This is a genomic window from Pseudomonas sp. Ma2-10 (assembly GCF_054330215.1).
The window spans coordinates 423,018-449,118 of the sequence record NZ_JBTEYL010000002.1; the positions used below are offsets into that span (position 1 = coordinate 423,018).

Annotated in this window: 28 protein-coding genes and 1 pseudogene; 20 read left to right on the top strand and 9 right to left on the bottom strand. The window is 59.2% G+C overall.

What is annotated here, in order from left to right; translation table 11 throughout:
• Window positions 1–492 precede the first annotated feature (492 nt).
• Window positions 493–1,998, top strand: coding sequence for a phospholipase D family protein (locus tag ACXPVS_RS04600; RefSeq protein WP_458508945.1), 1,506 nt, complete (start codon window positions 493–495; stop codon window positions 1,996–1,998).
• Here ACXPVS_RS04600 and ACXPVS_RS04605 read toward each other — a convergent pair.
• Window positions 1,995–3,140, bottom strand: a complete 1,146-nt coding sequence (locus tag ACXPVS_RS04605; RefSeq protein WP_458508868.1) for an MFS transporter — start codon at window positions 3,138–3,140, stop codon at window positions 1,995–1,997. The genes ACXPVS_RS04600 and ACXPVS_RS04605 overlap by 4 nt on opposite strands.
• A gap of 119 nt (window positions 3,141–3,259) precedes the next feature.
• Window positions 3,260–4,753: an aldehyde dehydrogenase gene (locus tag ACXPVS_RS04610; RefSeq protein ID WP_458508869.1), complete on the bottom strand. Its 1,494-nt coding sequence runs from the start codon at window positions 4,751–4,753 to the stop codon at window positions 3,260–3,262.
• 238 nt (window positions 4,754–4,991) lie between these two features.
• Between ACXPVS_RS04610 and ACXPVS_RS04615 the strand changes: the two genes are divergently transcribed.
• On the top strand, window positions 4,992–5,354 hold the full coding sequence (locus ACXPVS_RS04615) for a cupin domain-containing protein (RefSeq protein WP_095126919.1): 363 nt from the start codon (window positions 4,992–4,994) through the stop codon (window positions 5,352–5,354).
• A 72-nt stretch (window positions 5,355–5,426) separates the two neighbouring features.
• Here the strand turns inward: ACXPVS_RS04615 and rpmG are convergent, their stop codons facing one another.
• Together rpmG and rpmB are read right to left on the bottom strand one after the other, a co-directional pair.
• Window positions 5,427–5,582, bottom strand: a complete 156-nt coding sequence (gene rpmG, locus ACXPVS_RS04620; RefSeq protein ID WP_007894709.1) for a 50S ribosomal protein L33 — start codon at window positions 5,580–5,582, stop codon at window positions 5,427–5,429.
• An 11-nt stretch (window positions 5,583–5,593) separates the two neighbouring features.
• Window positions 5,594–5,827, bottom strand: a complete 234-nt coding sequence (gene rpmB / locus ACXPVS_RS04625; RefSeq protein ID WP_007894701.1) for a 50S ribosomal protein L28 — start codon at window positions 5,825–5,827, stop codon at window positions 5,594–5,596.
• Between the two features lie 447 nt (window positions 5,828–6,274).
• On the opposite strand from rpmB, the gene ACXPVS_RS04630 reads away from it, so the two are divergent.
• On the top strand, window positions 6,275–7,864 hold the full coding sequence (locus ACXPVS_RS04630) for an ABC transporter substrate-binding protein (protein ID WP_458508870.1): 1,590 nt from the start codon (window positions 6,275–6,277) through the stop codon (window positions 7,862–7,864).
• Window positions 7,865–7,929: 65 nt separating this feature from the next.
• Here ACXPVS_RS04630 and radC read toward each other — a convergent pair whose 3' ends face one another.
• Window positions 7,930–8,604, bottom strand: coding sequence for a RadC family protein (radC, locus tag ACXPVS_RS04635; protein WP_458508871.1), 675 nt, complete (start codon window positions 8,602–8,604; stop codon window positions 7,930–7,932).
• A 136-nt stretch (window positions 8,605–8,740) separates the two neighbouring features.
• Between radC and coaBC the strand changes: the two genes are divergently transcribed.
• From coaBC to ACXPVS_RS04670, 7 genes and pseudogenes are all read left to right on the top strand, one after another.
• Window positions 8,741–9,949: a bifunctional phosphopantothenoylcysteine decarboxylase/phosphopantothenate--cysteine ligase CoaBC gene (coaBC, locus tag ACXPVS_RS04640; protein ID WP_458508946.1), complete on the top strand. Its 1,209-nt coding sequence runs from the start codon at window positions 8,741–8,743 to the stop codon at window positions 9,947–9,949.
• A 5-nt stretch (window positions 9,950–9,954) separates the two neighbouring features.
• Complete coding sequence (gene dut, locus ACXPVS_RS04645) at window positions 9,955–10,410, top strand: dUTP diphosphatase (protein WP_458508872.1); 456 nt, start codon at window positions 9,955–9,957, stop codon at window positions 10,408–10,410.
• A gap of 256 nt (window positions 10,411–10,666) precedes the next feature.
• Window positions 10,667–12,070, top strand: a pseudogene (locus tag ACXPVS_RS04650) (phosphomannomutase/phosphoglucomutase); the annotation flags it as partial.
• A 39-nt stretch (window positions 12,071–12,109) separates the two neighbouring features.
• Window positions 12,110–13,015, top strand: a complete 906-nt coding sequence (gene argB / locus ACXPVS_RS04655; RefSeq protein WP_008007602.1) for an acetylglutamate kinase — start codon at window positions 12,110–12,112, stop codon at window positions 13,013–13,015.
• A gap of 190 nt (window positions 13,016–13,205) precedes the next feature.
• Window positions 13,206–13,415, top strand: a complete 210-nt coding sequence (locus tag ACXPVS_RS04660; protein WP_458508873.1) for a hypothetical protein — start codon at window positions 13,206–13,208, stop codon at window positions 13,413–13,415.
• A gap of 17 nt (window positions 13,416–13,432) precedes the next feature.
• Window positions 13,433–14,005, top strand: coding sequence for a hypothetical protein (locus ACXPVS_RS04665; RefSeq protein WP_458508874.1), 573 nt, complete (start codon window positions 13,433–13,435; stop codon window positions 14,003–14,005).
• Window positions 13,992–14,375: a hypothetical protein gene (locus ACXPVS_RS04670; protein ID WP_458508875.1), complete on the top strand. Its 384-nt coding sequence runs from the start codon at window positions 13,992–13,994 to the stop codon at window positions 14,373–14,375. Before ACXPVS_RS04665 ends, ACXPVS_RS04670 begins: the two co-directional genes overlap by 14 nt.
• A gap of 73 nt (window positions 14,376–14,448) precedes the next feature.
• Here ACXPVS_RS04670 and pyrE read toward each other — a convergent pair whose 3' ends face one another.
• Window positions 14,449–15,093: an orotate phosphoribosyltransferase gene (gene pyrE, locus ACXPVS_RS04675; protein ID WP_458508876.1), complete on the bottom strand. Its 645-nt coding sequence runs from the start codon at window positions 15,091–15,093 to the stop codon at window positions 14,449–14,451.
• An 82-nt stretch (window positions 15,094–15,175) separates the two neighbouring features.
• Here pyrE and ACXPVS_RS04680 point away from each other — a divergent pair, with 82 nt between their 5' ends.
• Window positions 15,176–15,955 carry an exodeoxyribonuclease III gene (locus tag ACXPVS_RS04680; protein WP_008030595.1) on the top strand — a complete coding sequence of 260 codons (780 nt, stop codon included), beginning with the start codon at window positions 15,176–15,178 and terminating at the stop codon, window positions 15,953–15,955.
• A 60-nt stretch (window positions 15,956–16,015) separates the two neighbouring features.
• Here ACXPVS_RS04680 and ACXPVS_RS04685 read toward each other — a convergent pair whose 3' ends face one another.
• Together ACXPVS_RS04685 and rph are read right to left on the bottom strand one after the other, a co-directional pair.
• The gene (locus ACXPVS_RS04685) at window positions 16,016–16,384 is read right to left on the bottom strand and encodes a DUF4870 domain-containing protein (protein ID WP_458508877.1); all 369 of its coding nucleotides are present in this window, start codon (window positions 16,382–16,384) and stop codon (window positions 16,016–16,018) included.
• Between the two features lie 28 nt (window positions 16,385–16,412).
• Window positions 16,413–17,135, bottom strand: coding sequence for a ribonuclease PH (gene rph / locus ACXPVS_RS04690; RefSeq protein ID WP_010465211.1), 723 nt, complete (start codon window positions 17,133–17,135; stop codon window positions 16,413–16,415).
• A 270-nt stretch (window positions 17,136–17,405) separates the two neighbouring features.
• Here rph and ACXPVS_RS04695 point away from each other — a divergent pair, with 270 nt between their 5' ends.
• The 6 genes from ACXPVS_RS04695 to ACXPVS_RS04720 all read left to right on the top strand — a co-directional run bounded on the left by ACXPVS_RS04695 (window position 17,406) and on the right by ACXPVS_RS04720 (window position 22,711).
• Entirely contained in the window at window positions 17,406–18,269 is an 864-nt protein-coding gene (locus ACXPVS_RS04695; protein ID WP_458508878.1) for a YicC/YloC family endoribonuclease, read from the top strand.
• 12 nt (window positions 18,270–18,281) lie between these two features.
• On the top strand, window positions 18,282–18,902 hold the full coding sequence (gene gmk, locus ACXPVS_RS04700) for a guanylate kinase (RefSeq protein WP_458508879.1): 621 nt from the start codon (window positions 18,282–18,284) through the stop codon (window positions 18,900–18,902).
• Window positions 18,903–19,069: 167 nt separating this feature from the next.
• On the top strand, window positions 19,070–19,333 hold the full coding sequence (gene rpoZ, locus ACXPVS_RS04705; RefSeq protein ID WP_007894670.1) for a DNA-directed RNA polymerase subunit omega: 264 nt from the start codon (window positions 19,070–19,072) through the stop codon (window positions 19,331–19,333).
• 56 nt (window positions 19,334–19,389) lie between these two features.
• A complete protein-coding gene (gene spoT / locus ACXPVS_RS04710; RefSeq protein WP_458508880.1) occupies window positions 19,390–21,495 on the top strand; it encodes a bifunctional GTP diphosphokinase/guanosine-3',5'-bis pyrophosphate 3'-pyrophosphohydrolase in 2,106 nt (701 codons plus the stop codon).
• Between the two features lie 24 nt (window positions 21,496–21,519).
• Entirely contained in the window at window positions 21,520–21,900 is a 381-nt protein-coding gene (locus tag ACXPVS_RS04715) for a RidA family protein (protein ID WP_458508881.1), read from the top strand.
• Window positions 21,901–21,970: 70 nt separating this feature from the next.
• On the top strand, window positions 21,971–22,711 hold the full coding sequence (locus ACXPVS_RS04720; RefSeq protein ID WP_458508882.1) for a hypothetical protein: 741 nt from the start codon (window positions 21,971–21,973) through the stop codon (window positions 22,709–22,711).
• Between the two features lie 74 nt (window positions 22,712–22,785).
• Here the strand turns inward: ACXPVS_RS04720 and ACXPVS_RS04725 are convergent, their stop codons facing one another.
• A complete protein-coding gene (locus tag ACXPVS_RS04725; protein WP_458508883.1) occupies window positions 22,786–23,643 on the bottom strand; it encodes an NAD-dependent epimerase/dehydratase family protein in 858 nt (285 codons plus the stop codon).
• A 189-nt stretch (window positions 23,644–23,832) separates the two neighbouring features.
• Here ACXPVS_RS04725 and exbB point away from each other — a divergent pair, with 189 nt between their 5' ends.
• The 3 genes from exbB to ACXPVS_RS04740 are packed head-to-tail and all read left to right on the top strand — an operon-like array spanning window position 23,833 to window position 25,988.
• Window positions 23,833–24,807, top strand: coding sequence for a tonB-system energizer ExbB (gene exbB, locus ACXPVS_RS04730; protein ID WP_458508884.1), 975 nt, complete (start codon window positions 23,833–23,835; stop codon window positions 24,805–24,807).
• Between the two features lie 6 nt (window positions 24,808–24,813).
• On the top strand, window positions 24,814–25,242 hold the full coding sequence (gene exbD, locus ACXPVS_RS04735; protein ID WP_010465232.1) for a TonB system transport protein ExbD: 429 nt from the start codon (window positions 24,814–24,816) through the stop codon (window positions 25,240–25,242).
• The gene (locus ACXPVS_RS04740) at window positions 25,239–25,988 is read left to right on the top strand and encodes an energy transducer TonB family protein (protein ID WP_458508885.1); all 750 of its coding nucleotides are present in this window, start codon (window positions 25,239–25,241) and stop codon (window positions 25,986–25,988) included. The genes exbD and ACXPVS_RS04740 overlap by 4 nt, the downstream gene beginning before the upstream one ends.
• Window positions 25,989–26,101 lie beyond the last annotated feature (113 nt).

Below are 26,101 nucleotides of genomic sequence, written 5' to 3' on the forward strand. Positions count from 1 at the left end.
TTATCTGTAGGAATATTCGTTATTAGCTAGAGGGTTATTCTCAAAGGCTCGTAGCTGTTCGAGCCAATGTTTGCAAGGATTTTTCCGAAAAAACTTGTAGCATCTTCCTCGCACTCTGTGTGACTTTCACGCGACCCTCTAAATACTCGCCCGCGAGGATATCCCCCGACGAGATCCTGACACTTTCTATCACTGATGCTATTGAAATCAGTTCAACAAATTTCAAACAACGCCTAATTAAAAAACGTCTTCGCAACTTTTAAACTCGAAACGACTACATCTCCCCTAAACGCACTGACAATCACTCAAGTTTCAACCCTGACGTAAAGTTGCAAGTTTAAACCACGCCTCGTTCGGTTCGCCCCGCCGATGCCTCACTTGGGCAGGTCGTGCCATACTTCGTTTTTGCCGCGATGCGAGACATCCGACTTGAGCTCCCGACCAACCCTGGCTTTTCTCCTGTTGCTCAGCGTGTACTTGAGCGGCTGCGCCATGTTCGATGCGCAAAAAAAACCTAGTCAGGCATTGCCGGCAGCCCAGTCCAGCTTCGGCCGCTCAATCCAGGCCCAGGCTGCGCCTCATCAGGGCCGCTCGGGTTTTCGCCTGCTCTCCGACAGCACCGAAGCCTTCACTGCCCGCGCCGAGCTGATCCGCAACGCCCAAAGCAGCCTGGATTTGCAGTACTACATCGTTCACGACGGCATCAGCACACGAATGCTGGTGGACGAACTGCTCAAGGCTGCCGACCGCGGCGTGCGCGTGCGCATTCTGCTCGACGACACCACCAGCGATGGCCTGGACCGGATCATCGCCACGCTGGCGGCACATCCGCAGTTCCAGATCCGTGTGTTCAACCCGTTGCACCTTGGCCGCAGTACCGGCGTGACACGAACAGTGGGACGGTTGCTCAACCTGTCGCAACAACACCGGCGCATGCACAACAAGCTGTGGCTGGCCGACAACAGCATCGCCATCGTCGGTGGACGCAATCTGGGGGATGAGTACTTCAATGCCGAACCCAACCTGAATTTCACCGACATCGACATGCTCGGCGTCGGCCCGGTCGCCGAACAGCTGGGGCACAGTTTTGATCAATACTGGAACAGTGCGCTGAGCAAGCCGATCGAAGAGTTCCTCTCGAGCAAACCGACGGCCCGGGATCTGGAAAACACCCGGACCCGACTGGAAGAGTCGCTTGAGGAAACGCGCAAACAGAATCACGCGCTCTACCAGCAGTTGATGACCTACACCACTCACCCACGCCTGGATATCTGGCGTCGGGAACTGATCTGGGCCTGGAACCAGGCACTGTGGGACGCGCCGAGCAAGGTGCTGGCCGACGGCGAGCCCGACCCGCAGTTGCTGCTCACCACGCAGTTGGCGCCCGAGCTCAAGGGGGTCAGCAAAGAGCTGATCATGATTTCGGCCTACTTCGTACCCGGCCAGCCGGGGCTGGTGTACCTGACCGGGCGCGCCGATGCCGGGGTGTCGGTGAAATTTCTGACCAACTCACTGGAAGCCACTGATGTCCCGGCGGTGCATGGCGGTTACGCGCCGTATCGCAAGGCCCTGCTGGAGCATGGCGTGCAGCTATTCGAGTTGCGTCGCCAGCCTGGCGAAGGTGGCGGCAGCGGACCCCATCTGTTCTACAGCAAGTCCTACCGCGGCTCCGACTCCAGCCTGCACAGCAAGGCGATGATCTTCGACCAGCAGAAGTCTTTCATCGGCTCGTTCAATTTCGACACACGCTCAGTGCTGTGGAACACCGAAGTCGGGGTGCTGGTGGACAGCCCGGAACTCGCCGCGCGCGTTCGTGAACTGGCGATGCAGGGCATGGCGCCGGCCCTGAGTTATCAGGCCAAGCTGGAAAATGGCCAGATTGTCTGGGTCACCGAAGACGACGGCAAACTGCACACTCTGACCAAGGAACCCGGAAGCTGGTGGCGGCGCTTCAATGCGTGGATGAGCACCACCGTCGGCCTGGAACGGATGCTCTAGGCCGGTTCGGTCACCGCACCAAACGCACCTTGGCGCGACAGCAGAATCACCAACCCCAGCGCACCGGCCGCCATCAGCAGTGGCAACGCATGCCCGCTGACCCACTGACTGCCGGCACCGGCCGCTAGCGGTCCGATCAGGCAACCGATACCCCACAGCTGCGCGATATGCGCATTGGCGCGCACCAGTGCATCGTCGCGATAGCGCTCGCCGATCAGGATCAGTGACAAGGTGAACAGGCCACCGGCACTGGCACCGAACAACACCCACAACGGCCAGATCAGCAACGTATCGATCAACAACGGGATGGCCAGGCTCGAAATCAGCAGGACCACCGCACACCCGGTGAACAACGTACGTCGCGACAAGCGATCAGCCAGTGCGCCAATCGGCAATTGCAGCAAGGCATCACCCACCACCACCGTGCTGACCATCGCCAACGCAATGTCCGTCGTAAAGCCCTGACGCAGGCAATATACCGGCAACAAAGTCAGGATCATCGCTTCGAACGCTGCGAACAACGACACCGCCCAAGCAATCGCCGGCAGGCCACGGCAAAAAACCAGCAAGTCGCTGAAGGTCACGCTGCAGGCTTCACTGGTGGGCGCGCCGCTGCGACCCAGCAACAGGAACGGTGCCGCCATCAGCAAACCGACGCCGACCCAGAAGCCGTAATCGTGCTCAGTACCCACTACGCCAAGCAGCAACGGCCCGGCCAACTGACTCAGCGCATAGCTGCTGCCATATAACGCCACCAATCGTCCGCGCCACTTTTCCAGCACAAGCTGGTTGATCCAGCTTTCGCCGAGGATGAAGACAAGGGTCAGGATCACCCCGATCATCAGCCGCAATACCAGCCAAATCGGATAGCTTGGCAACAGCGCGAGCAGACCGATGGACAAAGCCCCGGCCCACAGGCTCAAACGCATCAGATTGGCCGTGCCCAGACGTGCTGCCAGATGGCTGGAGATCTTTGCCCCCAGCAATACGCCAATGGCGGGCATCGCGGCCATCACTCCGATAGCGAACGATCCGTAACCCCAGCTTTCCAGGCGAAACGACACCAACGGCATGCTGACGCCCAACGCCAGACCGACACTCAAGACAGACGCCAACACGGCGAAATAAGTCGCCCAACGCATTTCCCACGCTCCTGTGGATGTTATTTTTCGATCGCAGAGACAACACAGCCGGACCTTCCTTGCGGAAAGTCCGGCTGCGAGATGGATCTACTGTGGGAGCAAACCTGCTCCCACAGGTTTTACAACTTGATCCAGGTCGCCTTCAGCTCGGTGTACTTGTCGAACGCGTGCAGCGACTTGTCGCGACCGTTGCCGGACTGCTTGAAGCCACCGAACGGGGCCGTCATGTCGCCGCCGTCATACTGGTTGACCCACACGCTACCAGCGCGCAACGCCTTGGCAGTCAGATGGGCCTTGGAAATATCCTTGGTCCACACCGCTGCGGCCAAGCCGTAAGGGGTGTCGTTGGCAATCGCAATGGCTTCTTCGGCGGTATCGAAAGTGATCACCGACAGCACTGGGCCGAAGATTTCTTCCTGAGCGATTTTCATCGCGTTACTGACACCGTCGAAAATCGTCGGCTCAACGTAGGTGCCGCCGGTTTCCTGAAGAATGCGTTTGCCGCCCGCCACCAGTTTGGCGCCGTCGGAGTGGCCGGATTCGATGTAGGACAACACAGTGTTCATCTGCTGGGTATCCACCAGCGCGCCGACATTGGTCGCCGGATCCAGCGGGTTGCCCGGCTTCCAGGTTTTGAGGGCCTCGATCACCAGCGGCAGGAATGTATCCTTGATCGAACGCTCTACCAGCAGGCGCGAGCCGGCGGTGCAGACTTCGCCCTGGTTGAAGGCGATGGCGCCGGCAGCCGATTCAGCGGCAGCTTGCAGGTCCGGCGCATCGGCGAACACGATGTTCGGGCTCTTGCCGCCGGCTTCGAGCCAGACGCGTTTCATGTTCGATTCGCCGGAGTAGATCAGCAGTTGCTTGGCGATTTTGGTCGAACCGGTGAACACCAGGGTGTCCACATCATTGTGCAGGGCCAGGGCCTTGCCAACGGTGTGACCGTAACCTGGCAGGACGTTCAACACACCTTTCGGGATGCCGGCCTCAACGGCCAGCGCAGCGATGCGGATGGCGGTCAACGGGGATTTTTCGGATGGTTTGAGGATCACCGAGTTACCGGTGGACAGCGCCGGGCCGAGTTTCCAGCACGCCATCATCAACGGGAAGTTCCACGGCACGATCGCGCCGACTACGCCAACGGGTTCGCGGGTTACCAGACCCAACTGATCATGGGGAGTCGCGGCCACTTCGTCGTAGATCTTGTCGATGGCTTCACCACTCCAGCTCAGGGCTTGCGCCGCGCCTGGAACGTCGATGTACAGGGAATCGCTGATCGGCTTGCCCATGTCCAGGGTTTCAAGCAGGGCCAGCTCTTCGGCGTGCTGTTTCAGCAGGCCGGCGAAACGGATCATGGTGGTTTTACGTTTGGCCGGCGCCAGGCGCGACCAGACGCCGGAATTGAAAGTGGCGCGGGCGTTTTCAACAGCGCGATGGGCGTCGGCGGCGTCACAGCTGGCAATCTTGCCCAGCAGACGGCCATCGACCGGGCTGATGCACTCGAAGGTCTCGGCGGAGACAGCATCGGTGTATTCGCCATTGATGTAGGCACGGCCTTCGATCTTCAGATCGCGAGCCCGTTGTTCCCAATCGGCACGAGTCAGGGTGGTCATACGAGTGTCCTCCTCTTGTTGAATACGAGCGCCCCGCGATCTTCGCGGGCGTCCTCAGGAATTCTGCCCGGCCAGCCTGCTTTTTCGGCCCAAGGCAACCGCCACCCTAAACCAGTGGCTGGGGTTGTTTCAATATATTTGACACAAGGTCGGAAAACGGCCTTGCGGTGTTCATTTTAATAAACATAGACTTTGGACTTTCCAACCACTCGCGCCGCAATCACGGGGGATTACAACAATGAGCATCCAGGACATCGTCGACTTCAGCCAGGCCACCACCCAGCCCGATCGCTATCGACCAGACCCGGCGAAAGTCCTCAAGGGCGACCCCGAACAAGCAGTGTACAACCACTACAACAGCCCTTGCGGCCAGATGAGCGCAGGTGTGTGGGAAGGCGAAGTCGGCCAGTGGCATGTGAACTACACCGAGCATGAATACTGCGAAATCGTTCAGGGCGTTTCAGTACTGCGCGACAACGAAGGCAACGGCAAGACCCTGCGCGTGGGCGATCGCTTCGTGATCCCGGCCGGGTTCCGAGGCACCTGGGAAGTGTTGGAGCCGTGCCGCAAGATCTATGTGGTGTTTGAACAGAAAGCTTGAAACCTTTCTCGAGGCCACAAAAAAGGCCCGTATCTCGCGATACGGGCCTTTTTCGTAAGAGGGAAAAATCAATTACTTGATTTTGCCTTCTTTGTAGATCACGTGCTTACGAACAACCGGATCAAATTTCTTGATCTCGATTTTGTCCGGAGTAGTGCGCTTGTTCTTGTCGGTAGTGTAAAAGTGACCAGTACCGGCGCTCGAAATCAAACGAATCAATTCACGCATGATTAGCTCCCTTAGATCTTGCCAGCTTTGCGGATTTCGGCCAGCACGACAGTGATGCCACGCTTGTCGATGATACGCATGCCTTTGGCAGATACGCGCAGACGCACGAAACGTTTCTCTTCTTCAACCCAGAAGCGGTGATGCTGCAGGTTCGGCAGGAAACGACGACGGGTTTTGTTATTTGCGTGGGAAATGTTATTCCCAGTTACCGGACCCTTACCGGTAACTTGACATACTCTCGACATGCCTCAGCCCTCTAAAACCACATGCCCAACCCGGCATGGGTTGGCCGCTTAATCTCTCAGTCATTTGGCGCCAGGCGCCGCGTTTCTTTAGGGGTCTTACCGGCTACACCTACAAACGAAGGAACCGGGCCCCTAGAAAAGAGCGCTGCTTTATACCAGAAAGACTAGAAAGCAACAACATTCCGTGCGCACAGACTTAATAAAAACCCCGTTTTCCGAGCCGCGAGCGCCTTGGATAAAGGCTATCGTCAACGAAGACCGCTCGTCGCAGAGAATCGACCAACAGGCCAATCCAGGGTTTTGCTCAACCGGTGTCCACCGAAAACAATCGCCTATAGTCCCCTTAAAATGAAAAAGGGGATAGTCATTTACAAAAGAGCCCACTAGGGTAAGCCTTTTCCAGACTGCACTTGCAGATGGGCCTTCGATCTGTAAAGGAATCCGACCATGCGCCTCGCTGCCCTACCGTTGTTGCTCGCCCCACTCCTGCTGAGCCCACTGGCCCAAGCCGCGGCGCTTAGCGTCTGCACCGAGGCCAGCCCCGAAGGGTTCGACGTGGTGCAATACAACTCGCTGACCACCACCAACGCCTCGGCCGACGTGCTGATGAACCGTCTGGTGGACTTCGATACCGCCAGCGGCAAAGTGGTCGCCAGCCTCGCCGACAGCTGGGAAGTCACGCCCGACGGCCTGACCTATGTCTTCAAATTGCACCCGCAGGTGAAATTCCACCGTACTGAGTACTTTAGCCCCTCGCGCGAAATGACCGCCGAAGACGTGAAGTTCAGCTTCGACCGCATGCTCGACCCGGCAAACCCCTGGCACAAAGTCGCCCAAAGCGGCTTCCCCCACGCCCAGTCGATGCAGTTGCCGGCGCTGATCAAGAAGATCGACGCACTCGACCCACTGACTGTGCGCTTCACCCTCGACCACCCGGACTCGACTTTCCTCCCGACGCTGAGCATGGGCTTCGCCTCGATCTACTCCGCCGAATACGCCGACAAACTGATGAAGGCCGGCACCCCGGAGAAGCTCAATAGCCAGCCAATCGGCAGCGGGCCGTTCATCTTCACGCGCTTCCAGAAAGATGCCTCGATCCGCTACAAGGCCAACCCGGGCTACTTCCGTGGCAAACCGTCGGTGGATCCGCTGATTTTCGCCATCACCCCTGACGCCAACGTGCGTTTGCAGAAACTGCGCCGCAACGAGTGCCAGATCGCCCTGTCGCCCAAGCCTCTGGACGTACAGGCAGCGCTGAAAGAACCGACCCTGAAAGTGGAAAAGACTGACGCCTTCATGACCGCGTTCGTCGGCATCAACAGCCAGCATCCGCCGCTGGACAAGCCTGAAGTGCGCCAGGCGATCAACCTCGCGTTCGACAAGGCCAACTACGTCAAAGCCGTGTTCGAAGACACCGCCGAGCCTGCCAACGGCCCCTACCCGCCGAACACCTGGAGCTATGCCAAAGCCCTGCCGGGTTATCCGTATGACGTCGAAAAAGCCAAAGCACTAATGGCAAAGGCAGGGCTCAAGGACGGTTTCCAGACCACCATCTGGACCCGACCTTCCGGCAGCCTGCTCAACCCGAACCCGAGCCTCAGCGCTCAGATGCTGCAGTCTGACCTCGCGGAAATCGGCATTCAGGCCGAGATCCGGGTCATCGAGTGGGGCGAGTTGATTCGCCGCGCCAAGGCTGGCGAACACGACCTGCTGTTCATGGGCTGGGCCGGCGATAACGGCGACCCGGACAACTTCCTCACGCCGCAGTTTTCCTGCGCGGCGGTCAAGTCCGGCACCAACTTCGCCCGCTACTGCAACCAGGACCTGGACAAGCTGATCAGCGCCGGCAAGACCACCGGCGAGCAAGGTGTGCGTACCAAGCTCTACGAACAGGCCCAGACACACATCCAGCAGCAGGCGCTGTGGCTACCGCTGGCCCACCCGACCGCCTTCGCACTGACGCGCAAGACCGTCGAAGGGTATTCCGTCAGCCCGTTCGGCCGCCAGGACTACTCCAAGGTAGCCCTCAAGCCATAAGCCCGACACAGTACCTGTGGGAACGAACCTGCTCCCACAGGTACTTGCTCAAGCCGCCCCTCCTCCTACACCCACCCGTGCTCAGCCATGGACAGCGGATCGCCGTCACCGATGATGAAATGGTCGAGCACCCGCACATCGATCAGGTCCAGCGCCTCTTGCAGGCGCTTGGTCAGGACTCGGTCGGCTTGACTTGGGTTGGTGTTACCCGACGGATGGTTATGGCAGAGGATCAACGCTGCGGCGTTGTGGGCCAACGCGCGTTTAACCACTTGTCTCGGATAAACACTAGTGCTGTCGATGGATCCTCGAAACAGCACTTCAAAGGTCAGCACTTGATGCCTGGAATCCAAAAAAAGACAGCCGAACACCTCATGAGGCTCATGGCGCAACATTGACTTCAGGTAATCACGAACTGCCTGCGGATTTTCCAGCGCCGATTTTTGGTGCGCACGTTCGGCCAAATGCCGCCGGCTCATTTCCTGGACCGCTTGCAACTGAGCGAATTTCGCCGGTCCGAGCCCCAACTGGCTGCTGAATGCGGCTTGATCGGCTTCGAGCAGTGAGCGCAGGCTGCCAAACTGATTCAACAGGTGTCGCGCCAGATCTACCGCGCTTTTACCCGTCACGCCCGTTCGTAAAAAAATCGCCAGCAGTTCGGCGTCTGAAAGGCTCCCCGAGCCCAACTCAAGCAATCTCTCCCGCGGCCGTTCCGCCGCTGGCCAATCGCGAATACTCATAGCACCTCCCTGGTCTGTGGGCGCCGCTGTTCCGTTGCGGTCGCTGTGATATCGTAGCCCATCTTTTTTGCGGGCGATTTCATCCCTGGGGAGGGGGTATCGCCATGCAGTCATCAACGAAATGAAAGGCAGACCTATGCAGCGGCTGTATCGGAAACGCATCGTTCTGGGCGTCGGCGGCGGCATCGCTGCCTACAAGAGCGCCGACCTGGTTCGCCGCCTGATCGACCAAGGCGCCGAAGTGCGCGTGGTCATGACCCGCGGCGGCAGCGAGTTCATCACACCGTTGACCATGCAGGCCTTGTCCGGGCATCCGGTCCACCTCGATTTGCTCGACCCGGCGGCCGAAGCTGCCATGGGCCACATCGAACTGGCCAAATGGGCCGACCTTGTGCTGATCGCCCCCGCCACCGCGGACCTCATTGCCCGCCTGGCCCAAGGCATTGCCGACGACCTGCTGACCACGCTGGTGCTGGCCTGCGACGCCGTGGTCGCCGTTGCCCCGGCGATGAACCAGGCTATGTGGCGCGACCCGGCCACCCAGGCCAACCTGCAAACCCTAGAAGGCCGGGGCCTGAAAACCTTCGGCCCAGCCTCCGGCAGCCAAGCTTGCGGCGACGTCGGCATGGGTCGCATGCTCGAAGCCACCGACCTCGCCCAGTGCGCGGCGGACTGCTTCCAGCATCAGGCGCTGACCGGCAAACACGTGCTGATCACCGCTGGCCCGACCCAGGAAAACATTGACCCGGTGCGCTACATCACCAACCACAGCTCCGGAAAGATGGGCTTTGCCCTGGCCGAGGCCGCAGTGGAAGCCGGCGCCCGCGTAACGCTGATCACCGGCCCGGTGCACCTGCCGACCCCGGATCGCGTCACGCGCATCGACGTGGTCAGCGCCCGCGACATGCTCGCCGCGTGTGAAGCCGCGATCCCTTGCGACCTGTTCATCGCCTCGGCAGCGGTCGCGGACTACCGCCCGGAAGTCGTCGCCCCACAAAAACTCAAGAAAGACCCTACGAACGGCGACGGCTTGTTGCTACAGATGGTGCGTAACCCAGACATTCTGGCCACCATTGCCACTCGTCCCGACCGTCCGTTCAGTGTCGGGTTCGCCGCCGAAACCGAACACTTGCTCGATTACGCTGCACGTAAATTGAAAGACAAGAACCTCGATTTGATCGTCGCCAACGACGTCGCTAACCCGAGCATTGGCTTCAACAGCGAAGAAAACGCCTGCAGCGTGATCGACCGCCAGCTACACGCCACACTTTTCGCCCAGACCAGCAAGAGCAAGATTGCTCGCCAGCTGATCACTTTTATCGCCGAACGTCTGAACCAGGTTTAATTTACATGCACACTTTGCAAGCCAAGATCCTCGACCCCCGCATCGGTACCGACTTCCCGCTGCCGCAGTACGCCACGCCAGGCTCCGCCGGCCTCGACCTGCGCGCCATGCTGGAAAAAGACACCGTCATCAAGCCGGGCGAAACCCTGCTGATTCCTACCGGCCTGTCGGTGTACATCGGTGACCCAGGCCTGGCGGCGCTGATTCTGCCGCGCTCGGGCCTGGGCCATAAGCACGGCATCGTGCTGGGTAACCTGGTCGGCCTGATCGACTCCGATTATCAAGGCCCGCTGATGGTGTCGTGCTGGAACCGTGGCCAGACCGACTTCAACATCGTGGTCGGCGAACGTTTGGCTCAACTGGTTTTGGTGCCGGTGGTTCAAGCGCACTTCGAGAGGGTCGAAGAGTTCGTTGAAACCGAGCGCGGCACTGGCGGTTTCGGGCATTCCGGCAGCCATTGATCACAGGGACTCAGGCTGGGCGCCCTGCCCGGCCTGATGCCAGGGTTGGCATTTCAGGACGAATTTTGCACTGGTTTCATCTGGAAGGTTTACCGCCAAAAATCAAGGCATTGGCCAGTCAATCGCTCGTCAATGTTGGGGCCATGGCCTTTACACACCACGAACTCTCAGTGGAAAACGCCGTCATACCCTTCAGTCTGAACCTGCCGACGAGTTCTCCGCAGCAGGTCCTGCCACCCTTCGAGATGGAGCATTTCCAGTAATGAGCAGCCCAGCCCAAGTCGTACCCAAGTTCCCCGACAGCATCTTCCGCGCCTACGATATTCGCGGCACCGTCCCGGAATGCTTGAACGCTGAAACCGCTTATTGGCTAGGTCGCGCCATCGGCTCCCAGAGCCTGGCCCAGGATGAACCCAACGTGTCCGTCGGCCGTGACGGTCGCCTGTCCGGTCCAGAACTGGTCGAACAACTGATCAAAGGCCTCGCCGACAGCGGTTGCCACGTCAGCGACGTCGGCCTGGTGCCAACGCCTGCGCTGTACTACGCCGCCAACGTGCTGGCCGGTAAATCCGGCGTCATGCTCACCGGCAGCCACAACCCGTCGAACTACAACGGTTTCAAGATTGTCATCGCTGGCGACACGCTGGCCAATGAACAGATCCAGGCCTTGCACGACCGCCTCAAGACCAACAACCTGAGCAGCGGCAAGGGCAGCATCACCCAGGTCGAGATCCTCGACCGCTACAACACCGAAATCGTTCAGGACATCAAACTCGCCCGCCGCCTGAAGGTGGTGGTCGACTGCGGTAACGGCGCCGCCGGCGTGATTGCCCCGCAACTGATCGAAGCCCTGAACTGCGAAGTCATCCCGCTGTTCTGCGACGTCGACGGCAACTTCCCGAATCACCACCCGGACCCAGGCAAGCCTGAAAACCTCGTGGACCTGATCGCCAAGGTCAAGGAAACCAACGCTGACCTGGGCCTGGCCTTCGACGGCGACGGCGACCGCGTCGGCGTGGTGACCAACACCGGCAGCATCGTTTACCCGGATCGCCTGTTGATGCTGTTCGCCCGTGACGTGCTCGCGCGCAACGCTGACGCGCAGATCATCTTCGACGTCAAATGCACCCGTCGCCTGACGCCGCTGATCCAGAACTACGGCGGCCGCCCGCTAATGTGGAAGACCGGTCACTCGTTGATCAAAAAGAAAATGAAACAAACCGGCGCCCTGTTGGCCGGCGAAATGAGCGGGCACATCTTCTTCAAAGAACGCTGGTTCGGTTTCGACGACGGCATTTACAGCGCCGCGCGGCTGCTGGAGATCCTCAGCAAAGAAAAATCCAGCGCGCAAGAGCTGTTTGCGACCTTCCCGAACGATATTTCTACGCCGGAAATCAATATCCATGTGACCGAAGAGAGCAAATTCAGCATCATTGATGCACTGCACGACGCGAAGTGGGGCGAAGGCGCCGACCTGACCACCATCGACGGCGTGCGAGTCGACTACGCCAAAGGCTGGGGCCTGGTTCGTGCGTCCAACACCACACCGGTGCTGGTGTTGCGCTTCGAGGCCGACGACGAGGCGGAGTTGCAGCGCATCAAGGACGTATTCAACGTCCAGTTGAAGCGTGTTGCACCTGATCTCCTTATACCGTTTTGATTTTCTGAAGCGCCTTCTATTGAAGTGCCGGAGCCCTGAATGACCCTCGAACGCGAAGCCGCCGCCAACACCGCCAAGGTCCTGTCCGAAGCGCTGCCTTACATTCGCCGCTATGTCGGCAAGACGCTGGTGATCAAATACGGCGGCAACGCGATGGAAAGCGAGGAGCTGAAAACCGGCTTCGCTCGCGACATCGTGCTGATGAAAGCCGTCGGCATCAATCCGGTGGTGGTTCACGGCGGCGGCCCACAAATCGGCGACCTGCTCAAGCGTCTGTCGATCGAGAGCCACTTCATCGATGGCATGCGCGTGACTGACGCGCAAACCATGGACGTGGTGGAAATGGTCCTCGGTGGCCAAGTGAACAAGGACATCGTCAACCTGATCAACCGCCATGGCGGCAGCGCTATCGGCCTGACCGGCAAAGACGCCGAGCTGATTCGTGCGAAGAAACTCACTGTGACCCGCCAGACGCCGGAGATGACCCAACCGGAAATCATCGACATCGGCCAAGTGGGCGAAGTGGTCGGCATCAACACCGACCTGCTGAATCTGCTGGTCAAAGGTGACTTCATCCCGGTGATCGCGCCAATCGGCGTCGGCGCCAACGGCGAGTCTTACAACATCAACGCTGACCTGGTGGCCGGTAAAGTCGCCGAAGCGCTGAAAGCTGAAAAGCTGATGCTGCTGACCAACATCGCCGGCCTGATGGACAAATCGGGCACGGTCCTGACCGGCCTGACTACCCAACAGGTTGACGACTTGATCGCCGACGGCACCATCTACGGCGGCATGCTGCCGAAGATCCGTTGCGCGCTGGAAGCCGTACAAGGTGGCGTGGGCAGTTCGTTGATCATCGATGGCCGGGTGCCAAATGCGATTCTTCTGGAAATCTTCACCGACACCGGCGTGGGTACCTTGATCAGCAATCGCAAGCGCCACTGATTCAATAACGCCAAAAGATCGCACCCTTCAGCAGCACCGATGGATGTACGAACATCCCGTAGGATCTGACGAAGTCTGCGATCTTTTTTATGCCTATCGGAAACGTCCGACCTGACTAAGCGAAACGTCCGACATCCAGCCAGCATTAGTCCGCATAGGATCTTCCCTGTATCCACAGGAGAACGACCTCATGCAAAAAGCTTACGCACCTAACGGCAGCGACGTTTCCGCAGGCACCTACGAATGCGCCGACTGCGGCTACACATATTCCAACCAATCAAAAAAATCGTTACCGCCCTGCCCGCAACGCCTGGATTCATTGCACGTAAAAAACGGCTGGAAAATCCTCAGCGGCCAAGGAGACGCAACGGACGATCCTTATCCGAAATCCGGTAAGTGAACACGGGAGACTCAGCCATGCAGATCTCGTTCACGATCGACGCCCAGGCCTTCGACCTCGAGCAAAAAGAACCGGTCAAAAAGACGTTGAGGATTTCCGACAACGAAATTGCCCACGCGCTTCAGCGAATAGCCAAAGCAAGCCTGACCGAATACCTGAAAATGCTAGTTGAAGGTGGCATGCCCAGCAGGGCGGATGAGGCCAAGCAGGATCGATTGCTGTATTTGATTCAAAGCTACTTCGGGCAAACGCTGCCGACCGAATCGCAGATATCAACGATCTTTCAACTGACCCAGAGCCAAAGCAAAACGCTCCTGAAGAACACCGTCTCGCGGTTTCGTAACCAACTCGACGAAATCCTGCACAACAGCATGCGGGCCGTGATCGAAACCGCAGACCATGCGCAGACAGTGTACTGGGTGGTCATCAGCTCCGACGTCATTCGTGATGAACTGAACATGCTGATCACCCAGAACGAGCCGACCTTCAAACCCATCACCAAACGCAAAGGCAGCGCCGGGCTGTTCGAAATCAGCGAAGACTCTCACGACTTGCTGTGCAAAACGCTTGGTCTGAATGCCGTTCAGTGACATTGTCGCGGTCAGCGGTTTACTGCTGACTCTGACCACTTTCATGTTCAATCTGGCCTGGCCCAAGTTGGATGAGGCGCTGGCGCTGGATGAGAAGCAGCCAGGTCCGCTCGCCAGAAAACGTAGCCGCAAGAAGGTGATGATTGCTTTGTTCGGCTGCGCCCTTCCATTGACCAGCGCCTTCCTGGCGCTGTTTTACGTCAACTTACCTTCCGCAGTGAAAATCACGGGCAGCAGCACGCTGAATCTTTGGGACTTTGACGTAGATCGCACACTTTACGTGATGGTTGTGTTTGCACTGATGGTGTTTGCGCTGTTCAACCTCGCCGTGGCACTAAAGCTGACAGGAAAATGGCGAAGGCTTCGCTGACGGCAAAAAAAGACCCCCGCTCAGGCCGTCTGAGCGGGGTCTTTTGGGCCTACACAACCCCGTGGGGTTATGGTCAGACGCCGAACTGCGCGCGGTAGGCTTCAACCGCAGGCAAGTGTTGCTTGAGCTGCGGATCGTCAGCCAGGAATTCGAGCACCTGGTTCAGCGAAACAATGCTGATCACCGGAATGCCAAAGTCACGCTCCACTTCCTGGATGGCCGACAACTCGCCGTTGCCACGCTCCTGCCGGTTCAGGGCAATGAGCACACCCGCCGCCTTGGCGCCGTCCTGGGAAGCGATGATTTGCATCACCTCGCGGATGGCAGTGCCAGCGGTGATCACGTCGTCGATGATCAGCACGTCGCCGGTCAACGGGGCGCCGACCAGACTGCCGCCTTCGCCGTGAGCCTTGGCTTCCTTGCGGTTGAAGCACCATGGCAAATCACGGTCATGGTGCTCGGCCAGGGCCACCGCAGTGGTCGCCGCCAACGGGATGCCTTTGTAGGCCGGACCGAACAAAACGTCGAACGAAATACAGCTCTCGACGATGGCCGCCGCATAGAAGCGACCCAGTTGCGCAAGGGCCGAACCCGAGTTGAACAAGCCGGCATTGAAGAAGTAAGGACTGGTGCGTCCGGACTTCAGGGTGAACTCGCCGAAGCGCAAAACGCCGCGATCGATGGCAAAACGAATGAAATCGCGCTGATACGCTTGCATGAAAAAAACCCCAAATACCACGGATTTAGCTAATTAGGTTGACGCCGTGTATCATACACGCACGCGATTTTTGGGGCCATTTATGCGGATCATCAGTGTGAACGTCAATGGTATTCAGGCTGCAGTGGAGCGAGGGTTGCTCAGTTGGCTGCAAGCACAAAATGCCGACGTCATCTGCCTGCAGGACACCCGCGCCTCCGCCTTTGAACTGGACGATCCAGCCTTCCAACTGGATGGCTACTTCCTTTATGCCTGCGAAGCCGAAGTTCCCGCCCAAGGTGGCGTGGCTTTGTATTCGCGGCTGCAACCGAAGGCAGTCATCAGCGGTCTCGGCTTCGAGACGGCCGACCGCTACGGGCGCTACCTGCAAGCCGATTTCGACAAGGTCAGCATCGCGACCTTACTGCTCCCTTCGGGGCAGAACGGCGATGAAGACTTGAACCAGAAGTTCAAGCTAATGGACGATTTCGCCCGTTATCTGGATAAACAGCGACGCAAACGTCGCGAGTACATTTACTGTGGCTCGCTGTACGTGGCGCAACAGAAGCTGGATATCAAAAACTGGCGTGACAGCCAGCAATCCCCGGGTTTCCTGGCACCTGAACGTGCCTGGATGGACGAGATTGTCGGCAACATGGGCTATGTCGATGCCCTGCGTGAAGTCAGTCGCGAAGGCGATCAGTACAGCTGGTGGCCGGACAACGAACAGGCCGAGATGCTCAATCTGGGCTGGCGCTTCGACTACCAGATCCTGACTCCGGGCCTGCGTCGCTTCGTACGCAGCGCACGCTTGCCACGTCAGCCACGGTTCTCGCAACATGCACCGTTGATCGTGGACTACGACTGGACGCTGACTATCTAAACGTCTTTTCGCACACACAAAAAAGCCGACATCAGTGTCGGCTTTTTTGTGGGCAACGATCTACTTGATCAACCGCCAAGTGAACGGATACCGATAAGGCACCCCCTCATTGGCTTTGACGCCGGCGATGATCGTCAATACCAGCGCACCAATCGCGACCAGACCGAACATGAAGAACCCGATGATCACCACCATCAGCAGCAAGCAGATGGCGGAGGCAATGGCGACGGTGATCTGAAAGTTCAGCGCCTCCTTGCCTTGAGCATCAACAAACGGGTCCATCTCGCGCTTCATCTGCCAGAGAATCAGCGGGCCGATCAGCGTACCGAACGGAATCCAGATCCCCAGCAAAGCGGACAGGTGACAAAACATTGCCCACTGCCGAACCTCTTTGCTCGGTGTAGGAAGCAGTTGTTGCTCGTCACTCATGACGTCCTCCTTGCGTGGAGCAGTCCGATCAGTCGGCCAGTGCAGCCTTTTGCAGCTCGAAAATTTCGGTCATGCCTTTCTTCGCCAGTTCCAGCATAGCGTTCAGCTCTTCAGGCTGGAACGGTGCGCCTTCGGCAGTGCCCTGAACCTCAATGAAACCACCCGTGCTGGTCATCACCACGTTCAGGTCGGTCTCGGCGGCCGAGTCTTCCAGGTAGTCGAGGTCGAGTACCGGTTCACCCTGGTACATGCCCACCGATACGGCAGCAATCATTTGCTTCAGCGGGTCGCCGCCTTTCAGGCCGCCGCGCTTCTTGATCACTTTCAAGGCATCGACCAGTGCAACCATGGCGCCGGTGATGGACGCGGTGCGGGTGCCGCCGTCAGCCTGGATCACGTCGCAGTCGACGTACAGGGTGACGTCGCCCAGCTTGGACATGTCCAGCGAAGCGCGCAGGGAACGGCCGATCAGACGCTGGATTTCCAGGGTGCGGCCACCTTGTTTGCCGCGGCTCGCTTCACGCTGGTTACGCTCGCCAGTGGCGCGCGGCAGCATGCCGTATTCAGCGGTCAACCAGCCTTGACCCTGACCTTTGAGGAAGCGCGGCACGCCGTTCTCGACGCTGACGGTGCAGATGACTTTGGTATCACCGAACTCGACCAGTACAGATCCCTCGGCGTGTTTGGTGTAGTTGCGGGTAATGCGGATCGAGCGGAGCTGATCGGCAGCGCGACCACTTGGACGTTTCATAGGGAATACCTGTACGGGGGACGGAAAACTGCCGAGCATTATAGAGCCGCAGGGCCAGGAGTGGGCACTTCTTAAAAAATCCCCCGACGACTGAAGCTCCTCGATTGCGCTTTGCCGACGGCCTGCAGCCCTTTGTCACTCCGTGTGTTTGGGCGCATTCGCCGCACTGCGCTACAATCCTGCGCCTTTGCTGCCTCTGGGCTTAAATTCATATAGATCAGGTCTGCGAAACCTTTGGTAACGCATGAATCTGCATTGCGAGGTACCTCCATGGTGCACAGCATGACCGCCTTCGCCCGCGTCGAAAAAGCCGGCGCCCAAGGCACCCTTAGCTGGGAACTGCGTTCGGTCAACAGCCGCTACCTGGAGCCGCATTTGCGTCTGCCTGAATCCTTTCGCGACCTCGAAGGCGCGGTCCGCGAAGCGCTGCGTCAGGGAATCTCCCGGGGCAAGCTCGAATGCACCCTGCGTTTCACCGAAGAAAATACCGACAAACCACTGCAAGTGGACCGCGAGCGCGCGGCGCAATTGGTCGCCGCCGCCGAGACCATCGCCGGCCTGATCAAAAATCCGGCCGCACTGAACCCATTGGAAGTCCTGGCCTGGCCCGGCGTGCTGGTGGGCGATGCGACCGACCCGCAAGCCTTGAATGCAGAAGCACTGGCACTGTTCAACGAAGGCCTGAAAGAGCTCAAGGCGGGCCGCGAGCGTGAAGGCGCGGAGCTGGCACGACTGATCAACGATCGCCTGACCTCCATTGAAGAAGACGTGGTGACCCTGCGTGAACTGGTCCCGCAAATGCTCGCTACCCAGCGCCAGAAAGTCCTCGACCGCTTCGCCGACATGAAGGCCGAGATGGACCCGCAGCGGCTGGAGCAGGAAATGGTCATGCTCGCGCAAAAGAGCGACGTCGCCGAAGAACTGGATCGCCTGAGCACTCACATCATCGAAGTTCGCCGGGTACTCAAATCCGGGGGGGCTGCCGGTCGACGCCTGGACTTCCTGATGCAAGAACTCAACCGCGAAGCCAACACACTGGGCTCCAAAGCCTTCGACCCGCGCAGCACGACGGCTGCGGTCAACCTCAAAGTGTTGATCGAGCAGATGCGCGAACAAGTGCAGAATATTGAGTAAGGCAACCCTGACATGACCCACAGCACCGGCACCCTGTACATCATTTCCGCACCTTCGGGGGCAGGCAAGAGCAGCCTGGTCAAAGCCTTGACCGACGCTGATCAGGAGATCCGCGTCTCAGTCTCCCACACCACCCGCGCCATGCGCCCCGGTGAAGTGGACGGCGTGAACTATCACTTCGTCTCGCGTGAAGCGTTCGTAAAGATGGGCGAGCATGGCGACTTCCTGGAGCGCGCCGAAGTGTTCGGCAACCTCTATGGCACCTCGCAAAGCCACTTGCAGCAAACCCTGGATCAAGGCCATGACCTGATTCTGGAAATCGACTGGCAAGGTGCCGAGCAAGTACGCAAGTTAATGCCCCAGGCCCGTTCGATCTTCATTCTGCCGCCGTCCCTGCAAGCCTTGCACCAGCGGCTGACCAATCGCGGCCAGGACAGCGACGAAATCATCGAAGGCCGGATGCGCGAAGCCGTCAGCGAAATGAGCCACTACGTCGACTACGACTACCTGATCATCAACGATGATTTCGCTCACGCACTGCGCGATTTGCAGGCGATTTTCCGTGCCAATCAGCTGCATCAGAAGCGCCAGCAGCAACGTCACGGAAAACTTTTGGCCGAATTGCTCGGCTAAACAGCTCTTCCCAAAACCGTTGCAAGGGCTTTACATTGGCACTTGCAGCGCGTTGAAGGGCTAGGTCAAAAAATCAGCGCTTCCCTAATCGCTGGTGATTTTTTAAACTGTCGAGTCCGCTCGCCCAACCGGGCAGCGCGCATATTGCATTCGCTCCGAGGAATACCATGGCCCGCGTAACCGTTGAAGATTGCCTAAACCACGTGGAAAACCGCTTTGAGCTGGTCATGCTGTCTACCAAGCGTGCCCGTCAACTGGCCACCGGCGGCAAAGAGCCACTGGTCCAGTGGGAAAACGACAAGCCTACCGTTGTAGCCTTGCGTGAAATCGCTGAAGGCCTGATGAGCTACGAGTTCATCGCCAACGCTGAAATCGTCGAAGACGAACCGCTGTTCGCAGCGTTCGAGGACGAGTCCAACGAGGCAGTCTAAGCCATGCCTGGTCGACGTAGCACGGCGCGGGGTCACAGCGAACGGCAGGTTTCATCATGCCGAGCATAGACGCCCTCGCCGATCGCTTATCGACCTACCTCGGCAAGGACCAGGTCAACCTGGTCCGCCGAGCGTACTTCTACGCCGAACAAGCCCACGACGGCCAGCGCCGCCGTAGCGGCGAGGCGTACGTCACGCACCCACTCGCGGTGGCGAATATTCTTGCCGACATGCACATGGACCATCAGAGCCTGATGGCTGCGATGCTGCATGACGTGATCGAAGACACCGGTATTGCCAAGGAAGCGCTGCAAGCGCAGTTCGGCGAAACCGTGGCCGAACTGGTCGACGGGGTCAGCAAACTGACCCAGATGAACTTCGAGACCAAGGCCGAAGCCCAGGCTGAAAACTTCCAGAAAATGGCCATGGCCATGGCCCGCGACATTCGCGTGATTCTGGTCAAACTGGCTGACCGCCTGCACAACATGCGAACCCTGGAAGTCCTGTCCGGCGAAAAACGCCGACGGATCGCCAAGGAAACCCTGGAAATCTATGCGCCTATCGCCAATCGGCTGGGCATGCACGCCATCCGCATAGAATTCGAAGACCTTGGCTTCAAGGCAATGCACCCGATGCGGTCCGCGCGGATCAACCAGGCGGTCAAACGCGCCCGCGGCAATCGCAAGGAAATCGTCAACAAGATCGAAGAATCCCTCAGCCACTGCCTGGCCATCGACGGCATTCAGGGCGAGGTCAGCGGTCGCCAGAAACACCTCTACGGCATCTACAAGAAAATGCGCGGCAAGCGTCGGGCCTTCAACGAGATCATGGACGTCTATGCGTTCCGGATCATCGTCGACAAGGTCGATACCTGCTACCGCGTGCTGGGTGCTGTGCATAATTTGTACAAACCGTTGCCGGGGCGCTTCAAGGACTACATCGCGATCCCCAAAGCCAACGGCTATCAGTCGCTGCACACCACGCTGTTCGGCATGCACGGTGTACCGATCGAGATTCAGATCCGCACCCGTGAAATGGAAGAAATGGCCAACAACGGCATCGCCGCCCATTGGCTCTATAAATCCAGTGGCGATGAGCAGCCAAAAGGTACTCATGCCCGCGCCCGCCAGTGGGTCAAAGGCGTGCTGGAGATGCAGCAACGGGCCGGCAACTCGCTGGAGTTCATCGAGAGCGTGAAGATCGACCTGTTCCCGGACGAGGTCTACGTGTTCACGCCCAAAGGCCGGATCATGGAACTGCCCAAAGGCTCCACGGCGGTCGACTTCGCTTACGCGGTGCACACCGACGTGGGCAACAGCTGCATTGCATGTCGGATCAATCGACGTCTCGCACCGCTGTCCGAACCGCTGCAAAGCGGTTCCACGGTCGAGATCGTCAGCGCCCCCGGGGCACGACCGAACCCGGCATGGCTCAACTTCGTCGTCACCGGCAAGGCGCGGACTCACATCCGCCATGCGCTGAAACTGCAACGCCGCTCCGAATCCATCAGCCTCGGCGAGCGCCTGCTGAGCAAAGTGCTGAATGGCTTCGACAGCTCGCTGGAAAAAATCGCGGCCGAGCGCGTCAAGGCGATGCTAACCGAGTATCGCCTGGAACTGATCGAAGACCTGCTCGAAGACATCGGCCTGGGCAACCGCATGGCCTATGTGGTCGCCCGCCGCCTCCTCGGCGAAGGCGAACAGCTGCCAAATGCGGAAGGCCCGCTGGCGATTCGCGGCACCGAAGGCCTGGTGCTCAGTTACGCCAAGTGCTGCACACCGATCCCGGGCGACCCGATTGTCGGCCACCTGTCCGCGGGCAAAGGTATGGTCGTGCACCTGGACAACTGCCGCAACATCAGCGAAATCCGCCACAACCCGGAAAAGTGCATCCAGCTCTCGTGGGCCAAGGATGTCACCGGCGAATACAATGTCGAGCTGCGCGTCGAGCTGGAACACCAGCGCGGCCTGATCGCTCTGCTGGCCAGCAGCGTCAACGCGGCCGACGGCAATATCGAAAAAATCAGCATGGACGAACGCGATGGTCGCATCAGCGTGGTCCAACTGGTGGTCAGCGTGCACGACCGCGTGCACTTGGCCCGCGTGATCAAAAAACTGCGCGCCCTGACCGGGGTGATTCGCATCACTCGCATGCGTGCGTAAGCCACTCATTACAAGGAGTCATTCATGACCAAAACAGTTATTACCAGCGACAAGGCCCCGGCCGCCATCGGCACTTACTCCCAGGCAATCAAGGCCGGCAACACCGTTTACATGTCGGGTCAAATCCCTCTGGACCCAAAAACCATGGAGCTGGTAGAAGGCTTCGAAGCCCAGACCGTCCAGGTGTTCGAGAACCTCAAAGCCGTGGCTGAAGCCGCTGGCGGTTCGTTCAAGGACATCGTCAAACTGAACATCTTCCTCACCGACCTGAGCCACTTCGCCAAGGTCAACGAGATCATGGGCAAGTACTTTGACCAGCCTTACCCTGCCCGCGCCGCCATCGGCGTAGCGGCCCTGCCAAAGGGTTCGCAGGTTGAGATGGATGCCATTCTGGTCATCGACTAATGCGTGCGGCGCAGCTTTAAAGGCTGCGCCGCTGCCGTATGTATAAAAAGCGTTTTGAAAGGACTCCATCATGCGCGTTGCGCTAGCTCTCTCGCTGGTCGCCCTACTCTTGGGCGGTTGTGCCAGCAACCCTGCCGACCGTGACATCAGCGGCACCTGGATCAATCAAGTGGCGATCGATGCAGCAGCCAAAGGCGGCCCTCTGCGCGAAGCGCTGCAGGCCTATGGCCCGAACCTGGAATGGGACGTCAATACCAAGGCCGGCCAGGCCCGCTACACCAACGGTTTTGAAAATGTCGACGGCAAGCTGCTGGGCGAAGAGTCCGGCGCCTGGAAAATCGACTTTTATGGCAGCTCGGGTAGTGAGCTGAAGCGTGACGGCAAGCAATTGAGCCAGGCCGCCAGCGACAACGAACCCGAACAAATCTTCGACCGCGCACTGACTCCTGTGCCGGACGGCGCACCGATGGGTGCCAGTTTCGAACGCGCATTGTATTCGGCCTACATGGGCGGCAGCTGGAAAGTCGTCAGCGGTCCAGGTGAAGGCAATACCGTGCAATTCCAGGCTGACGGCCAGATTGCCGGCCTGCCGGGGGCGGATCGCTATGCCCTGTGCCTGGCCGGTGATTGCGCGTCGATGAGCGGCGGCAATGACAGCATGTGGCTACAGGCGAATGGTCAGGGCAACACCTGGATCTTTTCGCGCAAGGGCAAGGAACTGGAAATCCTCCAGGCAGTGAACACCGCACAGGCGGATGAAATGCCGCAGTTCACCCCGGGTGATCGCAAGTGGTTGCTGGAAAAGCAGTAATCCGTCCATAAGGCCAACACATAACCAATGTGGGAGCGAGCCTGCTCCCACTGTTGGTTTGTGGTGTTTGAAAGTCAGCTGCGCCCTTCAAGGATCGCCGCGTAACCTTCGCGATAGCTTGGGTACTTCGGTGTCCAGCCCAAGGCTTTCGCCCGAGCATTGCTGCACTGCTTACTGCCAGTGCGACGCACGCTCGCGTCTTCGGCCCATTCGGTCACGCCCAGATACTCACGCAACCAGCCCACCACTTCGGCCAGTGGCGCAGGCGCGTCGTCGACGCCTATATAAACGTCATCCAGCACCGCCCCCCGCTGATCAGCCTCCAGCAGATACGCCATCAACCCCGCAGCGTCGTCGGCGTGAATGCGGTTGCCATACAACGGCGGATCAATCGCTACGCGATAACCGCGACGGACCTGAGTCAGCAGAAACTCTCGGCCCGGACCGTAGATCCCGGTCAAACGCACGATGCTCGCCGGGATACCACTATGGAGGGCAACCTGCTCGGCTTCCAGCATCACTCGCCCTGAATAGCCCGCCGCCACGGTCGGCGAGGTCTCGTCCACCCACTCGCCCTCCTGCTGGCCGTAAACGCTGCTGCTGGAGACGAATAACAGCCGATTGGGCAACTGACCGTAGTCGCCCAGCCATTCCAGCACGTGCTGCAAACCCTGAATATAGGCGGCGCGGTAACCGGCCTCATCGTGATCGGTGGCGGCCGCGCAATACACCAGGTAATCCACCGCACCGACTGGCCAGGTCGCTGGACAGTCTTCATTGAACAAGTCACCGGCAACGCCAATTACCCCCGAGGGCAGAAGTGAGATGTCACGCCTCAGGCCATGAACCTCCCACCCGCAAGCCAGCAATTGCGTAGCCAGACGACTGCCAACATCACCGCAGCCGGCGATCAAAACAGAAGGCGCGGACATCAGAAAACTCCTATTGGAAAGGCACAGACTAGCGCCGGCAGTGGAGGTGCGGCTAGCAATGCAGGAAAAAAAGATACTCTATTACTTTTGTTAACAAGAATTATTTGCAATAATGCCGGCCACTTTTGTTCTCGGCCTCACGAGGCCTGGAAGAACATTTACCGTCTTTTTCTCTCAGGTCCGGCCAGCATGACACGCAATCATTTCCCCGCTTCGCCAACCAAACGACCTCGCGCCTGGAGCGCGGTGGCCGCCCTGCTGCTCAGCCTGATGCTGGCGCCGACCGCCGCTTTCGCTGACGCACAAACCCCAGCCGCGCCGGCAGCCACTGTTGCTCCAGCGCCTGCCGATCACGCCGCACCGTCCGTGACCCCGGCGGCGACCGACCCGGCCCAAGCCGTAGACAGCATCGCCGAAGACGCTCCGGAAGTCCTTGAAGCCGACAACACTTTGGGCATGGCCCACGACCTGTCGCCGTGGGGCATGTACCAGAACGCCGACATCATCGTGAAAATCGTGATGATCGGCCTGGCCATCGCCTCGATCATCACATGGACCATCTGGATCGCCAAAGGCTTCGAGCTGATGGGTGCCAAGCGTCGTCTGCGCACCGAAATCGCCCACCTGAAAAAAGCCACCACGCTTAAAGAAGCCAGCGCGACAGCCACCAAACAAGGCACCCTCGCCAATTTGTTGGTGCATGACGCCCTGGAAGAGATGCGCCTGTCGGTCAACAGCCGCGAGAAAGAAGGCATCAAGGAACGCGTAGCCTTCCGCCTCGAGCGTCTGGTTGCGGCCTGTGGACGCAACATGAGCAGCGGCACCGGCGTGCTCGCCACCATCGGATCCACCGCGCCGTTCGTCGGCCTGTTCGGTACCGTGTGGGGCATCATGAACAGCTTCATCGGCATCGCCAAAACCCAGACCACCAACCTCGCCGTCGTAGCTCCCGGCATCGCCGAAGCCCTGCTGGCCACTGCGATGGGCCTGGTTGCTGCGATTCCTGCCGTCGTGATCTACAACGTATTTGCTCGCTCCATTGCCGGTTACAAGGCGCAAGTATCCGATGCCTCGGCTGAAGTCCTGCTGCTGGTTAGCCGTGACCTCGATCACCTGCCGACCACCGAGCGCGCCACGCAACCCCACGTGGTCAAAGTAGGGTAATCAGCCATGGGCTTGCATTTGAAAGAAGGCGCAGACGACGATCTGGCCGAGAACCACGAAATCAACGTCACACCGTTCATTGACGTGATGCTGGTGCTGTTGATCATCTTCATGGTGGCGGCCCCGCTCGCCACCGTGGACATCAAGGTCGACCTGCCCGCTTCCAGCGCCAAGCCGGCGCCGCGACCAGAGAAGCCGGTTTTCCTCAGCGTAAAAGCTGACCAGCGCCTGTTCCTCGGCGAAGACGAAGTGAAAGCCGAAGCACTCGGCGCCACGCTCGACGCCAGAACCCAGGGCAAGAAAGACACGACGATCTTCTTCCAGGCCGACAAAGGCGTGGATTACGGCGACCTGATGAGCGTGATGGACAACCTGCGCTCGGCCGGTTATCTGAAGGTGGGTCTGGTCGGACTCGAGACGGCAGTCAAGAAATGATCACGACGCGCCAAAAGCTGACGCGTTACAGCGGGAGCCTGGCCGTGGTGCTGGGCATTCATGCGCTGGCGATTGCGCTGGCGCTGAACTGGACGTCGCGCCCACCGATCGAACTGCCACCGCAGGCGATGATGGTCGAGTTGGCGCCGGTACCTGCCCCGCCGCCACCGGCACCGCCGAAGGTCATAACGCCGCCACAGCCACCCGCCCCGGAGGAAGAACTGCCGATACCGAAGCTGGCTGAAGTGCCGAAGGCCGAGATCAACGCGCCGAAACCGGTCAAACCCAAGCCAAAGCCTCAACCGCCCAAGCCTGTGGAGAAAAAGCCGGAGCCGCCTAAAGAGAAGCCGTCCGAGGAAAAACCGAGCGACGCGCAACCGACAAAGGCGCCAACGGAGAAATCCGCTCAGCCTGCACCGGGCCCATCACCGGCGCAGCAAGCGGCCAAAGCCAGTTGGCAAGGCGCCCTGCTCGCTCACCTGGCCAAGTACAAGAAGTACCCGGCCAGTGCGCAGGCGCGGAACAAGGAAGGCACGAACCGTCTGCGCTTCGTGGTGGATGCTGAAGGTAACGTGTTGTCGTTCGAACTGATGAGCCCTTCCGGTAATGCCGATCTGGACCGGGCCACCCTGGAAATGATCCGCCGCGCCCAACCACTGCCCAAGCCACCGACTGACATGTTGACCAACGGCGCCATCGAAATCGTTGCACCGTTTGTTTACTCGCTGGATAAACGCCGGCGCTGACACCCGTCGCAACACTGCCAAAGGCACCGAAAGGTGCCTTTTGCATATCCGCCAGCGGCAAACCTGCTTTGCCCTGTGTCACTCAACGCACTCAGTCTGATAACGTGCGTCTA

Bases quoted from the DNA above. Each gene is read 5' to 3' on its own strand.
- ACXPVS_RS04600 (WP_458508945.1), top strand. From the start codon at position 493: ATGTTCGATGCGCAAAAAAAACCTAGTCAGGCATTGCCGGCAGCCCAG.
- ACXPVS_RS04605 (WP_458508868.1), bottom strand. From the start codon at position 3,140: ATGCGTTGGGCGACTTATTTCGCCGTGTTGGCGTCTGTCTTGAGTGTC.
- ACXPVS_RS04610 (WP_458508869.1), bottom strand. From the start codon at position 4,753: ATGACCACCCTGACTCGTGCCGATTGGGAACAACGGGCTCGCGATCTG.
- ACXPVS_RS04615 (WP_095126919.1), top strand. From the start codon at position 4,992: ATGAGCATCCAGGACATCGTCGACTTCAGCCAGGCCACCACCCAGCCC.
- rpmG (WP_007894709.1), bottom strand. From the start codon at position 5,582: ATGCGTGAATTGATTCGTTTGATTTCGAGCGCCGGTACTGGTCACTTT.
- rpmB (WP_007894701.1), bottom strand. From the start codon at position 5,827: ATGTCGAGAGTATGTCAAGTTACCGGTAAGGGTCCGGTAACTGGGAAT.
- ACXPVS_RS04630 (WP_458508870.1), top strand. From the start codon at position 6,275: ATGCGCCTCGCTGCCCTACCGTTGTTGCTCGCCCCACTCCTGCTGAGC.
- radC (WP_458508871.1), bottom strand. From the start codon at position 8,604: ATGAGTATTCGCGATTGGCCAGCGGCGGAACGGCCGCGGGAGAGATTG.
- coaBC (WP_458508946.1), top strand. From the start codon at position 8,741: ATGCAGCGGCTGTATCGGAAACGCATCGTTCTGGGCGTCGGCGGCGGC.
- dut (WP_458508872.1), top strand. From the start codon at position 9,955: ATGCACACTTTGCAAGCCAAGATCCTCGACCCCCGCATCGGTACCGAC.
- argB (WP_008007602.1), top strand. From the start codon at position 12,110: ATGACCCTCGAACGCGAAGCCGCCGCCAACACCGCCAAGGTCCTGTCC.
- ACXPVS_RS04660 (WP_458508873.1), top strand. From the start codon at position 13,206: ATGCAAAAAGCTTACGCACCTAACGGCAGCGACGTTTCCGCAGGCACC.
- ACXPVS_RS04665 (WP_458508874.1), top strand. From the start codon at position 13,433: ATGCAGATCTCGTTCACGATCGACGCCCAGGCCTTCGACCTCGAGCAA.
- ACXPVS_RS04670 (WP_458508875.1), top strand. From the start codon at position 13,992: ATGCCGTTCAGTGACATTGTCGCGGTCAGCGGTTTACTGCTGACTCTG.
- pyrE (WP_458508876.1), bottom strand. From the start codon at position 15,093: ATGCAAGCGTATCAGCGCGATTTCATTCGTTTTGCCATCGATCGCGGC.
- ACXPVS_RS04680 (WP_008030595.1), top strand. From the start codon at position 15,176: ATGCGGATCATCAGTGTGAACGTCAATGGTATTCAGGCTGCAGTGGAG.
- ACXPVS_RS04685 (WP_458508877.1), bottom strand. From the start codon at position 16,384: ATGAGTGACGAGCAACAACTGCTTCCTACACCGAGCAAAGAGGTTCGG.
- rph (WP_010465211.1), bottom strand. From the start codon at position 17,135: ATGAAACGTCCAAGTGGTCGCGCTGCCGATCAGCTCCGCTCGATCCGC.
- ACXPVS_RS04695 (WP_458508878.1), top strand. From the start codon at position 17,406: ATGGTGCACAGCATGACCGCCTTCGCCCGCGTCGAAAAAGCCGGCGCC.
- gmk (WP_458508879.1), top strand. From the start codon at position 18,282: ATGACCCACAGCACCGGCACCCTGTACATCATTTCCGCACCTTCGGGG.
- rpoZ (WP_007894670.1), top strand. From the start codon at position 19,070: ATGGCCCGCGTAACCGTTGAAGATTGCCTAAACCACGTGGAAAACCGC.
- spoT (WP_458508880.1), top strand. From the start codon at position 19,390: ATGCCGAGCATAGACGCCCTCGCCGATCGCTTATCGACCTACCTCGGC.
- ACXPVS_RS04715 (WP_458508881.1), top strand. From the start codon at position 21,520: ATGACCAAAACAGTTATTACCAGCGACAAGGCCCCGGCCGCCATCGGC.
- ACXPVS_RS04720 (WP_458508882.1), top strand. From the start codon at position 21,971: ATGCGCGTTGCGCTAGCTCTCTCGCTGGTCGCCCTACTCTTGGGCGGT.
- ACXPVS_RS04725 (WP_458508883.1), bottom strand. From the start codon at position 23,643: ATGTCCGCGCCTTCTGTTTTGATCGCCGGCTGCGGTGATGTTGGCAGT.
- exbB (WP_458508884.1), top strand. From the start codon at position 23,833: ATGACACGCAATCATTTCCCCGCTTCGCCAACCAAACGACCTCGCGCC.
- exbD (WP_010465232.1), top strand. From the start codon at position 24,814: ATGGGCTTGCATTTGAAAGAAGGCGCAGACGACGATCTGGCCGAGAAC.
- ACXPVS_RS04740 (WP_458508885.1), top strand. From the start codon at position 25,239: ATGATCACGACGCGCCAAAAGCTGACGCGTTACAGCGGGAGCCTGGCC.